This window comes from Roseicyclus marinus, assembly GCF_036322625.1.
Classification (GTDB): Bacteria; Pseudomonadota; Alphaproteobacteria; order Rhodobacterales; family Rhodobacteraceae; genus Roseicyclus; species Roseicyclus marinus_A.
In genome coordinates this window covers 1,010,020-1,022,656 of sequence record NZ_AP027266.1, presented here as the reverse complement: position 1 = coordinate 1,022,656, position 12,637 = coordinate 1,010,020, and the positions used below count along the sequence as shown (strand labels likewise).

At 66.8% G+C, this 12,637-nt stretch carries 12 protein-coding genes; 6 read left to right on the top strand and 6 right to left on the bottom strand.

All coding sequences use genetic code 11. The features are described 5' to 3' along the window. Window positions 1–20: 20 nt before the first annotated feature. The 4 genes from AABA51_RS04880 (at window position 21) to AABA51_RS04865 (ending at window position 4,721) form a co-directional block, all read left to right on the top strand. Window positions 21–653 (top strand): glutathione S-transferase family protein, encoded by a 633-nt coding sequence (locus AABA51_RS04880; RefSeq protein ID WP_338274944.1) that lies wholly within the window; start codon window positions 21–23, stop codon window positions 651–653. Window positions 654–666: 13 nt separating this feature from the next. Continuing rightward, window positions 667–1,878 (top strand): acetyl-CoA C-acetyltransferase, encoded by a 1,212-nt coding sequence (locus tag AABA51_RS04875; RefSeq protein WP_338274942.1) that lies wholly within the window; start codon window positions 667–669, stop codon window positions 1,876–1,878. Window positions 1,879–2,012: 134 nt separating this feature from the next. Continuing rightward, entirely contained in the window at window positions 2,013–2,495 is a 483-nt protein-coding gene (locus AABA51_RS04870) for a hypothetical protein (protein WP_338274939.1), read from the top strand. Between the two features lie 21 nt (window positions 2,496–2,516). Next, window positions 2,517–4,721, top strand: coding sequence for a 3-hydroxyacyl-CoA dehydrogenase NAD-binding domain-containing protein (locus AABA51_RS04865; RefSeq protein WP_338274936.1), 2,205 nt, complete (start codon window positions 2,517–2,519; stop codon window positions 4,719–4,721). Between the two features lie 78 nt (window positions 4,722–4,799). Here AABA51_RS04865 and AABA51_RS04860 read toward each other — a convergent pair whose 3' ends face one another. Then, on the bottom strand, window positions 4,800–5,891 hold the full coding sequence (locus AABA51_RS04860; RefSeq protein ID WP_338274934.1) for a mandelate racemase/muconate lactonizing enzyme family protein: 1,092 nt from the start codon (window positions 5,889–5,891) through the stop codon (window positions 4,800–4,802). Between the two features lie 135 nt (window positions 5,892–6,026). Here AABA51_RS04860 and AABA51_RS04855 point away from each other — a divergent pair, with 135 nt between their 5' ends. Further along, window positions 6,027–7,661 (top strand): AMP-binding protein, encoded by a 1,635-nt coding sequence (locus AABA51_RS04855; protein WP_338274932.1) that lies wholly within the window; start codon window positions 6,027–6,029, stop codon window positions 7,659–7,661. Window positions 7,662–7,743: 82 nt separating this feature from the next. Continuing rightward, window positions 7,744–8,760 carry a hypothetical protein gene (locus AABA51_RS04850; protein WP_338274930.1) on the top strand — a complete coding sequence of 339 codons (1,017 nt, stop codon included), beginning with the start codon at window positions 7,744–7,746 and terminating at the stop codon, window positions 8,758–8,760. 11 nt (window positions 8,761–8,771) lie between these two features. Here AABA51_RS04850 and AABA51_RS04845 read toward each other — a convergent pair whose 3' ends face one another. The 5 genes from AABA51_RS04845 to AABA51_RS04825 form a co-directional block, all read right to left on the bottom strand. After that, the gene (locus AABA51_RS04845) at window positions 8,772–9,572 is read right to left on the bottom strand and encodes a hypothetical protein (protein ID WP_338274927.1); all 801 of its coding nucleotides are present in this window, start codon (window positions 9,570–9,572) and stop codon (window positions 8,772–8,774) included. Window positions 9,573–9,641: 69 nt separating this feature from the next. Then, a complete protein-coding gene (gene upp / locus AABA51_RS04840) occupies window positions 9,642–10,274 on the bottom strand; it encodes a uracil phosphoribosyltransferase (RefSeq protein ID WP_338274924.1) in 633 nt (210 codons plus the stop codon). Then, a complete protein-coding gene (locus tag AABA51_RS04835) occupies window positions 10,271–11,257 on the bottom strand; it encodes an adenosine deaminase (RefSeq protein ID WP_338274922.1) in 987 nt (328 codons plus the stop codon). The genes upp and AABA51_RS04835 overlap by 4 nt, the downstream gene beginning before the upstream one ends. Window position 11,258: 1 nt before the next feature. Continuing rightward, on the bottom strand, window positions 11,259–11,423 hold the full coding sequence (locus tag AABA51_RS04830) for a hypothetical protein (protein ID WP_338274921.1): 165 nt from the start codon (window positions 11,421–11,423) through the stop codon (window positions 11,259–11,261). Continuing rightward, window positions 11,407–12,636 (bottom strand): phosphopentomutase, encoded by a 1,230-nt coding sequence (locus AABA51_RS04825; RefSeq protein WP_338274919.1) that lies wholly within the window; start codon window positions 12,634–12,636, stop codon window positions 11,407–11,409. Before AABA51_RS04825 ends, AABA51_RS04830 begins: the two co-directional genes overlap by 17 nt. Window position 12,637: the final 1 nt, after the last annotated feature.

Sequence of the window (12,637 nt, the reverse complement as noted above, 5' to 3'; positions counted from 1 at the left end):
CAGGCGTCAGGAGGACGATCATGACCATCACGCTCCATTGCTTCGGCGAATCCGGCAATGCCTACAAGGCAGCCCTTGCGCTGACGCTTGCCGGGATCGACTGGACCCCGCGCCATGTCGATTTCTTCAACGGCGCGGCGCGCAGCCCCGAATTCCGCGCCCTCAACCCGATGGGCGAGGTGCCGGTCCTCGAGGCGGGCGACCTGGTCCTGACCCAGTCGGGCGTGATTCAGGATTGGGTGATGGACGAGACGGGCAGGCTCTGCGGCGACGGCTCGAAAACCACGCGGCGCGAGATCCTGCGCTGGACGATCTTCGACAACCAGAAGGTCTCGGGACAGGCAGGCCCGTTGCGCTTCCTGATGAACTTCCTGCCCGAGGACAAGCGCCCGCCCGAGGCGATCGCCTACCTCGCCGGCCGGCTCAAGGCCGCGCTGCAGGTGCTGGAGGGCGAGCTTGCCACCCGCGACTGGTTGGTGGGCGACAGCCTGACCTGCGCCGACATCTCCTGCGCGGGATATCTCTTCTACGACGAACCCTTCACCTTCGACCGGGCCGATTACCCGGCGATCTCGGCCTGGCTCGACCGCATCGCGGCCACGCCGGGCTGGAAACACCCCTACGAGTTGATGACGCGGGCCTTTCCCGCCTGACCGGAGACGAGAGATGACCGAGGCCTATATCTACGACGCGATCCGCACCCCGCGCGGCAAGGGCCGCAAGGATGGCGCGCTGCACGAGGTGACGGCGGCGCGGCTCTCGGCGGTGACGCTGAATGCGATCAAGGACCGCAACGGCCTCGACGGCCACGCGGTGGAGGATGTGATCTGGGGCAATGTCACCCAGGTGATGGAACAGGGCGGCTGCCTTGCGCGCACCGCCGTTCTCGCCTCCGATCTCGACGAGCGCATTCCGGGCCTGTCGATCAACCGCTTCTGCGCCAGCGGGATGGAGGCAGTGAACCTCGCCGCGAACCAGGTCCGGGGCGGGGGCGGCAATGCCTATATCGCGGGCGGCGTCGAGATGATGGGCCGCGTCGCCATGGGCAGCGACGGGGCGGCCATCGCCGTCGACCCCGCCATCGCGATGGAGACCTATTTCGTCCCCCAGGGCATTTCCGCCGACATCATCGCCACCGAATACGGCTTTACCCGCGACGATGCCGATGCGCTGGCCGTCGAAAGCCAGAAACGCGCCGCCCGCGCCTGGGCGGAGGGGCGCTTTGACCGATCCGTCATCCCGGTCAAGGATATCAACGGGCTGACGATCCTCGAGCGGGACGAATACCTGCGCCCCGGCACCGACATGCAGAGCCTCGGCGCGCTCAAGCCCGCCTTCAAGGAGATGGGCGAGATGATGCCCGGCTTCGACGCGGTGGCGCTGATGAAATATCCCCATCTCGAGCGGATCGAGCATATCCACCATGCCGGCAATTCCAGCGGTATCGTGGATGGCGCGGCCGCCCTCCTGATCGGGACTGCCGAATTCGGGGCGGCCCATGGCCTCAAGCCCCGCGCGCGCATCCGGGCCACGGCCAAGATCGGGACCGATCCCACGATCATGCTGACAGGCCCCGTGCCCGCGACCGAAAAGATCCTCAGGGACAGCGGCATGGCGATTTCCGACATCGACCTCTTCGAGGTGAACGAGGCGTTTTCCTCGGTCGTGCTGCGCTTCTTGCAGGCCTTCGACGTGGATCATGACCGCGTCAACGTGAACGGCGGGGCCATCGCCATGGGCCATCCGCTGGGCGCGACGGGTGCGATGATCATCGGCACGCTCCTGGACGAGCTGGAACGGACGGGCAAGGGCACGGGGCTCGCCACGCTCTGCGTCGCCTCCGGCATGGGGGCCGCAACCATCATCGAGCGACTGTGATGGGCACCGCGTCGCCGATCCCGTTCGGGAAGACATCGCCCCCATGGGGGAGCGCGCCGGGGTTGACAGGGCGGGGCGCGGGGGCCCAACCTTGCCCTCGCAGTATGGTCCTTCCCCAGCGTTCCGAGTGTGACATGACGACGGCTTTCGACATCTATCAGGCCAACCTCGATGCCGTGTCGAATGCCATCCTCACGGGCGATCTGCCGCGTCTGCGCCGCCATGTCGCCATCCCCATCATGCTCTACGGCCCCGCCTCCGAGGTTGTGGTCTCCAGCATCGAGGAGATGGAGATCCTGATCGCGGATTACCGGCAGGAACTGATCGCCAAGGGCTTCACCAGCTACACCCGCACCTGTCTTTCGGCACGGTTCCAGGCGGGCAGACGCGACATGATCCTTGGCCGTCACAGCACCCTGATCCTCGCGGGCCGCGCCGAGATCATGCCGGCTTTCGACGTGGACATGGCGCTGATGCGCATCGACGGCGCATGGAAGGCGATCTGGCAGCAGGTCGTGACCAGTGACGCCCCGATCGAATTTCTCGCAGCCGATATCACCGAGGCCCAGAAGAAAGCGCATGCCGCGATGGGCACCGAGCGCAGCAAAGTGCGCTGAGACAGACCACAGGGGAAGAACATGACCGATTTCACCATGGACAAGGGCGCCGATGGCGTCGCCGTGATCACCTGGGACGTGAAGACCAAGTCGATGAATGTCCTCACGCGGGAGGCTTTCGCCCTGGTCGAGACCTTGCTCGACGCGGCGCTGGCCGATCCGGAGGTCAAGGGCATCGTCATCACCAGCGGCAAATCCAGCTTTGCAGGCGGCATGGACCTGAACACGCTGGCCAATATCCGCGACGAGGCGGGCGATGACCCGGCGCAGGCGCTTTACGATTTCACCATGAACGGCCACCGCATCCTGCGCAAACTGGAACGCGCGGGGATGGACCCCAAGACCAACAGGGGCGGCAAGCCCATCGCCTGCGCCATCCCCGGCACCTGTGCGGGAATCGGGACCGAGATCGCGCTGGCCTGCCACCGTCGGATCATGGCCGATGACCCCAAGGCGCGCATCGGCCTGCCCGAGATCCTTGTCGGCATCTTCCCCGGCGGCGGCGGCACGACGCGCTATTCCCGCATGGTCGGCGCGATGCAGGCGGCCCCTGTCCTGCTCGAGGGCAAGATGCTGGCCCCCAAGGCCGCGAAATCCGCCCAACTGATCGACGAGGTGGTCGCCCCCGAGGTTCTCTTGGCCCGCGCCCGCGAATGGGTTCTCTCGGCCAGTGACGCCGATATCGTCAAGCCCTGGGACCAGAAGGGCTGGAAGATGCCGGGCGGCGCGCCCTATCACCCTTCGGGCTTCATGACCTTTGTCGGCGCCTCCGCCATGATCAACGGCAAGACCAAGGGCGTCTATCCGGCGGCCAAGGCGCTCCTGTCCGCCGTCTACGAAGGCGCGCTTGTCGATTTCGACACCGCCCTCAGGATCGAAACCCGCTGGTTCGTGTCGGTCCTGATGAACCCCTCCTCCTCCGCGATGATCCGGTCGCTCTTCCTCAACAAGGAGGCGCTGGAAAAGGGTGCCAACCGCCCTGCCCTGCCCGATCAGAAGGTTGCGAAACTGGGCGTTCTGGGGGCCGGCATGATGGGCGCGGGCATCGCCTATGTCGCGGCCAATGCCGGGATCGAGGTCGTGCTGATCGACGCCGCACAGGACGCGGCCGACAGGGGCCGCGCTCATGCCGAAAGCCTTCTCGACAAGGGGATGAAGCGTGGCAAGGTCACACCTGAGAAAAAGGCCGAGGTGCTGGGCCGCATCACCGCCACGACCGATCACGCAGCCCTGTCAGGCTGCGACCTGATCGTCGAAGCCGTGTTCGAGGATGTGGGCGTCAAGGCCGAGGTCACGAAAAAGGTGCTCGCGGTCGTGGGCCCCGATTGCATCTTTGCCACCAACACCTCCACCCTGCCGATCACCGAACTGGCCAAGGCATCCGACAGACCCGAGCAGTTCATCGGCATCCATTTCTTCAGCCCCGTCGACAAGATGGCGCTGGTGGAAATCATCAAGGGGGCAAAAACCGGGGATCGGGCCGTGGCCAAGGCGCTCGATTTCGTGCGCCAGATCCGCAAGACGCCCATCGTGGTCAATGATGCGCGCTTCTTCTACGCCAACCGCTGCATCATCCCCTACATCAACGAAGGCATCCGCATGGTGAAGGAAGGGGTCGCCCCCGCCCTGATCGAGAATGCCGCCAAACTGGTCGGCATGCCCCTTGGCCCCTTGCAGCTGACCGATGAAACCTCGCTCGACCTCGGCGCCAAGATCGCCAAGGCGACCAAGCAGGCGATGGGCTCCGCCTATGACGATACGGTCGACCCCGTCATCTTCGGCATGGTCGAGGCCGGGCGCCTGGGCCGCAAATCCAACGCGGGCTTCTACGCCTATGACGAGGGCGGCAAGCGTCTGGGTCTCTGGCCGGGTCTGTCCGACCATTACCCCGTGGCCGCCGATCAACCCGATCTGGTCGAGGTGCAGCACCGCCTCCTCTTCATCCAGGTGCTGGAGGCCGTCCGCGCGCTGGAAGAGGGCGTTCTGACCGACATCCGCGAAGGCGACGTAGGCGCGATCCTTGGCTGGGGCTTTGCGCCCTGGTCGGGTGGCCCGTTCTCATGGCTCGACATCCTCGGCACGCCCTATGCCGCCGAACGCTGCGACCAGTTGCAGGCGGCTTATGGCGACCGGTTCGCCTGCCCCGCGCTCCTGCGCGAGATGGCTGACAAGGGACAAAGCTTCTACGGCCGCTTCGGGACGGGAACGGACAGCAAGGCCGCGTGACCGAAGCAAAGCGGAAAACCCGGGTTTTCCGTCCTGGAAATCCCGGGATTTCCAAGGCGTTTTCCCCGGGAAAAACGCCTACCCCACCCGGCAGGCCGCCAGCGCCTCCTCGTCGGGGCAAAGCCCCAGGCCCGGCGCCTCCGACACCACCAGCCGTCCGCCCGACATCTCGGGCGGGCGCGCCATCAACAGACGCGCGATGCGCCCCTGCGCCCGGTGCAATTCCACCGCACCCGCCCCCATCGCCCCGCACATCCAGTGCAGGTTGACGATATCCCAGCCCCCCGCAGGCGACACGGCACATCCCCGCGCCTCCGCCGCTTGGGCCAGGGCCACCGCCGCCCCGATCCCGCCTGCAAAGACCGCATTGGGCTGGATCACGGCAACACCCGCCTCCGCCAGCAACTCGAACCGCTCGGGCGATTGCTCCATCTGCCCCGCTCCAAGCGGCACGGCCCCCTCGGCCGCAAGCCGTGCCAGCGCGTGGCGGTCATTGCCGCGCACGGGCTCCTCCAGAAAGCTCAGGCCCAGATCGGCGGCACCCCGCGCAAACTCCAATGCGCTCTGCAGATCCCAGCCGCAATTGGCATCCGCGATCAGCCCCGCCTCGGGTCCGATCGCCTCCCGCACGGCGCGGACGCGCGCGATATCCTCCGCCACGCTCCGCCCCTTGGCGGCGACCAGCACCTTGACCCCATGCGCCCCCGCCACGACCTCCGCCGCGCAGGCCTCGACCAGCGCGCCCATCTCCAGCGCCGGGAAACCGCAGGTCACATCGACCGATGCGCCATCCCTCGCGCCCCCCAGCAACGCGGCCACGCGTTTGCCCGCCCGCTTGCCCGCAAGATCCCAAAACGCGACCTCAAGCGCCGATAACGCCGAGACGACCACCCCCGTCATCCCCCTTGGGTTCAGCTTGCGCGCCAGCTCTGGCAGGCTGACAGGCCCCGCCAGCGCCTCGGCCACCGCCCCGTTCAACAGATGCGCCACCTCCGCCGCGCAGAACCGGCCGGTGAAGCCCTCGCCCGTGATGCCATCACCATCCCTGACCTTGACCCGGACGAATGTGAAACTGTCCTCGCCCGCATAGGGGGCCGGATCGCCCGGTGCCGCCCCGGCCCGATAGACGCCTGCCTCGACCCTCAAGGGCCCCGTGATCTCCGGTTCCATCCCCGCCTCCCTCATCCCTGCGCCGGACCATAGCCGCAGGAAAGGCGGCGCAAAAGCCGCCCCGCCCCCTTTCCTTTTCTTGCGCCGCGCGCCAAGACTCCGGTCAGAATCTTTCGCAGACAACAGGGGGTGGCCATGGGCTGGATGAAGGACGAGACCGGGCTGGAAAAGCGCGCCGCCAATCACGTGGCGCTGACGCCGCTCAGCCACCTGATCCGCGCCAACCGCATCTTCACCAACCGCCCCGCGCTGGTGGATCGCGGCTTTCGCCTGACCTATGGCGAGCTCTACACCCGCGTCACCCGGCTTGCCTCGGCGCTCGCGAAACGCGGCGTGGCCCCCGGCGATGTCGTGGCCGCCGTCATGCCCAACACCGCCCCCCACGTGGAGGCGCATTGGGCAATCCCCGCCTGTGGCGCGGTGCTCAATTCCATCAACATCCGCCTCGATATCGGCACGATCTCCTACATCCTCGACCATGGCGAGGCCAAGGTGGTGCTCGTCGACACCCAATTCCTCGGCGTGGTGGAGGAAGCCATCGCCGCGCAGGAAAACGCCGATCTCCCCCTGATCGTCGAAGTGCCCGATGCGGCGGCAGGCTATCACGCCTCGGGCCGCCACCTGACCTATGACGCGCTGATCGCCGAAGGGGATACCGATTTCGACTGGATCATGCCCGTCGACGAATGGGAAAGCCTCGCGCTCAACTACACCTCGGGCACCACCGGGCGGCCCAAGGGCGTGGTCTATCACCATCGCGGGGCCTACCTGATCACCATGGGCACGCCGATCTCGTGGCGGATGACGCTCTACCCGACCTATTTGACCATCGTGCCGCTCTTTCACTGCAACAACTGGTGCCATGTCTGGACCATGCCCGTGGTCGGCGGCACGACCGTGTGCTGCCGCGACATCACCGCGAAAGCGATCTACGATTCCATCGCGGACGAGGGCGTCACCCATTTCGGCGGCGCGCCCATCGTGCTCAACATGCTGGTCAACGCCAAACCCGCCGACCGCCGGGATTTTGCCCATGTGGTCGAGGTTTTCACCGCCGGTGCACCGCCCGCGCCTGCGACGCTGGCCGCCATCGAAACCATGGGCTTCAACATCACGCAGGTCTACGGCCTGACCGAAACCTATGGGCCGGCCACCGAATGCACCTTCAAGGATGTCGACTGGGCCGATCTGCGCGGTGACGACCGCGCCGCCGTCAAGGCGCGTCAGGGCGTGCCGATGCCCAACATGGACCACATTACCGTCATGGACCCCGACACGATGACCCAGATCCCCATGGATGGCGCGGCGCTGGGCGAGATCATGATGCGCGGCAATTCCGTGATGAAGGGCTATTACAAGAACCCCCGCGCCACGAACGAAGCCTTTGCGGGCGGCTATTTCCATTCCGGCGACATCGCCAAACAGCACCCCGACAGCTATGTCCAGATCGCCGACCGCGCCAAGGACATCATCATCTCGGGCGGCGAAAACGTCAGCTCGGTCGAGGTGGAGGGCGTCTTGATGCACCATCCCGCCGTGCTCCTCTCCGCCGTTGTGGCCAAACCCGACGAGAAATGGGGCGAGGTGCCCTGCGCCTTCCTCGAACTCAAGGAAGGGGCCACCGCCACCGAAGAGGAAATCATCGCCTTCGCCCGCCAGCGCCTTGCAGGGTTCAAGACCCCCAAACATGTCGTCTTTCAGGACTTGCCCAAGACCTCGACCGGCAAGATCCAGAAATTCGAACTGCGCAAGATCGCAAGCAGCCTCTGACGGGCGATCTTGGGCCAATCAGCGTTGAGCCGGGGGCCGCGCCGGGCTATGCTGCGCCGAAACAGGGTCGAGCAGCACGCCCATGACGGTACTTGAGCAATACAATCGGCTCGAGGCGACGGGCCTCTGGCGCGAGGCACCCGATGCCCAGCGCCGCGAAGTCATCGTGTCGCTGGGCGATGCCACGCTCATGATCTCCACCTTTTCCGAGATCGCGCTGACCCATTGGTCCCTGCCCGCCGTCGCGCGTCTCAACCCCGGTCGCCAGCCCGCGCTCTACGCGCCGGGGGCCGAGGCCGAGGAACGGCTCGAAATCGACGATCCCGACATGATCGCGGCCATCGAAAAGGTCCGCAGCGCCATCGACAAGCGCCGCCCCCATCCCGGTCGCCTGCGGCTGTGGATCGGCGCGGGCCTTGGCGCGCTGCTGCTGGGGCTCGGCCTCTTCTGGCTGCCCGATGCGCTGACCCGCCAGACCGTGGCGCTCCTGCCGCCCGCCAGCCGCGAGGCGATCGGCAACCGGCTGTTGCAGGAAATCGGGCGGCTGTCCGGGCCGATCTGCACCAATCCGCGCGGCTCGCTGGCGCTGACCCGGCTGGCGCGCCGCACCTTCGGCGAGCTGGCCCCCCGCGTGGCCGTCCTGCCCGCCTCCATCCCCGACACGCTGGCGCTGCCGGGCGGCATCTTCGTCGTCAATGCGGGCCTCGTCGAGGATCACGAAACCCCCGAGGTTCTGGCCGGCTACCTTCTGGCCGAGGATGCCCGCCGCAGCGACACCGATCCGATGCTCACCCTCCTGTCCGAGGCGGGCCTGGGCACCACCTTGCGCCTTCTGACCACGGGCGAGATCGACACCGACACGCTCTATGCCCATGCCGTCTCGCTCTTGTCGCAAGAAACGGGACCGGTCGAGGATGCGGCCCTTCTGGCGCGCTTCGCCGCCGCCGATATCCCCACCGCGCCCTATGCCTTCGCCCGCGACATCACCGGGGAAACCACGCTGGCCCTGATCGAAGGCAACCCGATCCGCTCGGGCCGGGGTGAGCCGCTCCTGTCGGATGCCGACTGGATCACGCTTCAGGATATCTGCGGGCGCTGACCGCCTGCCCCTCAGGGACGGATGACGACCAGCTGCGCGGGAACCACCTCCGCCGGGCGCGACGGGCGCGAGAACAGCGCCATCAGCCCGCGCGGCGCGGGATCGCTCACCAACCGGCGCGGCACCGTATTGGTCCAGACCTGTTCCATCTGCCGCTGTCCGCCCGCAAAAAACACGCCGCGATAGGGGTTCATCCGCCCGTCATCCCAGGCCGCGCGATATCCGGGCGGCGGATTGACCTCGTAGCGCACCACCTGCCGCACCTCGCCCGCACCGGAGCCAAGGCTGCTTTGGTCAAATCCGCGCACGGCATCGCCGGGATGCACGGCCTGCGGGCCGCAGCGGACGCCGGGACCTGCGAAATAGGGCCGGATGTCGGCGGGCAGGTTGGGGCAATTCCCGCTCGCGGGGGCCACGGGCGCGGGCTGGATGCGCGGGGTCGTCGCCACAGGGCGCGGCGCGGTGGCGACCGGTCGCGGGGCCACCGGCGCCGGGGGGATCACCACCGGGCGGCTGGCCGTGGTGGCCGTCGCAGTCTGCGCAGGCGCGGCCGGTGCCGCAGCCACCCGCGTCGGCGATTGCCCGCAGATCTGGCGCCGGTCGCGCCCGACGCGCGGCACCCATTGCACATTCGCCCCCACGCCTACCCGGACAAAGGCACAACCGCGGCTGTCGACATATTGGATGCCGGTATAGCTTGCGGGCGGCGTCTCGGCGGGCACGGCCTGCGCCTCTACCCCCGTCGCCGTCATCATCCCCACAAAGGCCACCAGGGCCAGCGCCAAACCGCGCGTCACTCGTCTCGATTCCATGCAAACCCCCAAGGCTTCGCTGGAAACAGACTGTCCCAAGACCTTGCCCAAGTAAAGCCGCACAAACGCCTATTTTGTGCCGAACATGCGGTCCCCCGCATCCCCTAGTCCCGGCACGATATAGCCGTGATCGTTCAGATGGCTGTCGAGCGCCGCCGTCACGATGGGCACATCGGGATGGGCCTCCTTCATCCGCGCCACGCCCTCGGGGGCCGCCAACAGGCACAGGAACCGGATGTTGTTCGCGCCCGCCTTCTTCAACAGGTCGATGGCCGCCGCCGAGGAATTGCCGGTCGCCAGCATCGGGTCGACCACGATGGTCAACCGATCCTCCAGCGCATCGGGCACCTTGAAATAATACTGCACCGGCTGCAGCGTCTCGGGATCACGGTAAAGCCCGATGAACCCCACCCGCGCATTGGGGATCAGCTCGAGGATCCCGTCCAGCAACCCGTTGCCCGCCCGAAGGATCGACACCAGCGCCAGCTTCTTGCCCTCGATCGTGGGGGCCTCCATCTCGCACAAGGGCGTCTCGATCCGCTTCGTGGTCATCGGCATCTCGCGCGTGACCTCATAGGCCAAAAGCAGGCTGATCTCGCGCAGCAATTGCCGAAACGACTTGGTCGAGGTGTCGGCCTCCCGCATCAGGCTCAACTTGTGCTGCACCAGCGGATGGTTGACGATTGTCAGATGCTCGGTCATGCGCGGCTGGCCCCCAGTTTCTTGGCGATCTTGTCCTTGGTGGCCGCGTCGCAGAACGCAGCCTCCAGGGCGTTGCGGTTCACCTCGGCGAAAATCTCCTCGTCCCAGCCGAAATGCCGGTTCAGGTTCTCGTAATCCGAGGTCATGGTGATGCCGAAAAACGGCGGGTCATCGGTCGAAACCGTGACCTTCACGCCGCGTTCGCGCAGGCGCTCGATGGGATGGCTGCGCCAGTCCTTGTAGACGCCCAGAAACACGTTCGATCCGGGGCAGCATTCCAGAACGATCCCATCCTCGGCCAGCCGGTCGACCAGCGCCGGATCGTCGATGGCCTGCACCCCGTGCCCGATCCGTTCGGGGTTGAGCGCGTCCAGCGCATCGCGCACCGATGCCGCGCCGCCCCATTCGCCTGCATGAACCGTGATCCGCAATCCCGCCTCCCGCGCGCAATCAAAGGCCCACAGGAAATCGCCCGGTTTCCCCTTCAACTCGTCGCCCGCCATGCCGAACCCAGTCAGCCAATCGCCCGCCGTCTCGGCGGCACAGACCGCGATGGGCCGCGACCGTTCCGGCCCGAAATGGCGGATGCAGGTGACGATACCGCGCAGCGTGATGCCGTGGCTGCGCTCCATATCCTCCGCCGCCTCGCGGATCGCCGTCAGGTAGTCGCGCCACGCCCCCACATCGCCACCCCCGCAAAAATCGGGCGAAAGGAAGGTCTCGGCATAAACGACGCCATTGGCGGCACTTTCCTCCAGCACGGCACGCGTCAGCCGCGCGTAATCCTCAGGGGTCGTCAGAACGCTTGTCGCCGCCTCGTAGACCTGCAGGAAATGCCAGAAATCGCGGTAGGTATAGCCGCCATCCTCGCGGAAAATCCCCGACAGATCGACGGATTTTTCCTTGGCCAGCCCCCGGATGAAGGCAGGCGGCGCGCCCCCTTCAAGGTGCAGATGCAATTCGACCTTGGGAATATCTCTCATCTCACGCCCCGATGGCCCAACCGATGAAGGCGATGATGAACCCGAAAAGCGCGGCCCCCCGCCACGGCGTGCGCGGCCGCCCGATGAAGGGGCCGATGTAGCGCACCGCCAGCGTGACCACGACCAGCGTCATCGCGAAATAGATCAGTTCAGAGGCCGACATCATTCCCCGTCAGAAAGCTTTGCCCCGGCCCGTCGAACCCGATCCCCAGATGCGCGGCGACCGAGGCGCCCACATCGGCAAAGGCCCTTATCCCGATCTGCCCGGAATAGGGCCCCTTTGCAACCACCGGCACCCGCTCGCGGGTATGGTCGGTGCCGGGCCATGTCGGGTCATTGCCGTGATCGGCAGTCAGGATCATCAGGTCATCGGGGCGCAGACCCTTCAGGATCGGCCCCAAGGCCGCATCGAACCATTCCAGGTGCCGCGCATAGCCCGACACGTCGCGCCTGTGCCCGTAAAGACTGTCGAATTCCACGAAATTGGCGAAGGTCAGACTGCCTTCCTCGGCCCCCGCGACATGCTCGGCCAGATGCCCCATCAGGTCCGCATCCGCCCCCGTCACCGCATGGCCCACGCCACGGCCCGCAAAGATGTCGCGGATCTTGCCGATCGTGTAGGTCTGCCGCCCCGCCCCCTGCACAAGGTCCAACAGCGTCGGACCCGGCGGGGCCAGCGCGTAATCATGCCGGTTGACCGTGCGCCGGTAATCCCCCGGCCCGCCGACGAAGGGCCGCGCGATCACCCGCCCCACCCGGCGCGCATGCAGCATGGGGGCCAGCCCCTCGCAGAGCTTCAGCAACCGCTCCAGCCCGAATGTCTCCTCATGGGCGGCGATCTGGAACACGCTGTCGATGGAGGTGTAGCAGATCGGCCAGCCCGTCCTCTGATGCGCCTCCCCCAGCCGCGCGATGATCTCGGTCCCGCTCGCATGCTCATTTCCAAGGATCCCCTCGACCCCCGCCAGCCGCTTGACCTCCGCCACCACGTCATCGGGGAAACAGGGCTTGGTCTTGGGGAAATATTCCCAGTCAAAGGGCACGGGCAGCCCCGCCAATTCCCAATGCCCCGACGGCGTATCCTTGCCGCGCGACACTTCCTCCGCCACGCCCCAAAGCCCCTCTGGGTCCGCGTCCAGCCCCTCGCCCCGCGCGCCCGAGGCCAGCCGCAGCGCCGCGCCCAATCCCAATGCGTCGAGATGGGGCAGGCGCAAGGGCCCGCTCCGCCCCTCCTCGGCCTGTCCCGCCGCACAGGCCGCCGCGATATGGCCCAGCGTATTGGCCCCGGTATCGGGCAGATCGCCGTTGAAATAGGCCCCCGCATCCGGCGCAGCCCCGATGCCCAGGCTGTCCATCACCACAAGGAATGCGCGCGCCATG

Coding starts and splice junctions, on each gene's coding strand:
- upp (WP_338274924.1), bottom strand. CDS start 10,274: ATGACCGAGCATCTGACAATCGTCAACCATCCGCTGGTGCAGCACAAG.
- AABA51_RS04865 (WP_338274936.1), top strand. CDS start 2,517: ATGACCGATTTCACCATGGACAAGGGCGCCGATGGCGTCGCCGTGATC.
- AABA51_RS04860 (WP_338274934.1), bottom strand. CDS start 5,891: ATGGAACCGGAGATCACGGGGCCCTTGAGGGTCGAGGCAGGCGTCTAT.
- AABA51_RS04875 (WP_338274942.1), top strand. CDS start 667: ATGACCGAGGCCTATATCTACGACGCGATCCGCACCCCGCGCGGCAAG.
- AABA51_RS04880 (WP_338274944.1), top strand. CDS start 21: ATGACCATCACGCTCCATTGCTTCGGCGAATCCGGCAATGCCTACAAG.
- AABA51_RS04850 (WP_338274930.1), top strand. CDS start 7,744: ATGACGGTACTTGAGCAATACAATCGGCTCGAGGCGACGGGCCTCTGG.
- AABA51_RS04845 (WP_338274927.1), bottom strand. CDS start 9,572: ATGGAATCGAGACGAGTGACGCGCGGTTTGGCGCTGGCCCTGGTGGCC.
- AABA51_RS04825 (WP_338274919.1), bottom strand. CDS start 12,636: ATGGCGCGCGCATTCCTTGTGGTGATGGACAGCCTGGGCATCGGGGCT.
- AABA51_RS04870 (WP_338274939.1), top strand. CDS start 2,013: ATGACGACGGCTTTCGACATCTATCAGGCCAACCTCGATGCCGTGTCG.
- AABA51_RS04835 (WP_338274922.1), bottom strand. CDS start 11,257: ATGAGAGATATTCCCAAGGTCGAATTGCATCTGCACCTTGAAGGGGGC.
- AABA51_RS04855 (WP_338274932.1), top strand. CDS start 6,027: ATGGGCTGGATGAAGGACGAGACCGGGCTGGAAAAGCGCGCCGCCAAT.
- AABA51_RS04830 (WP_338274921.1), bottom strand. CDS start 11,423: ATGATGTCGGCCTCTGAACTGATCTATTTCGCGATGACGCTGGTCGTG.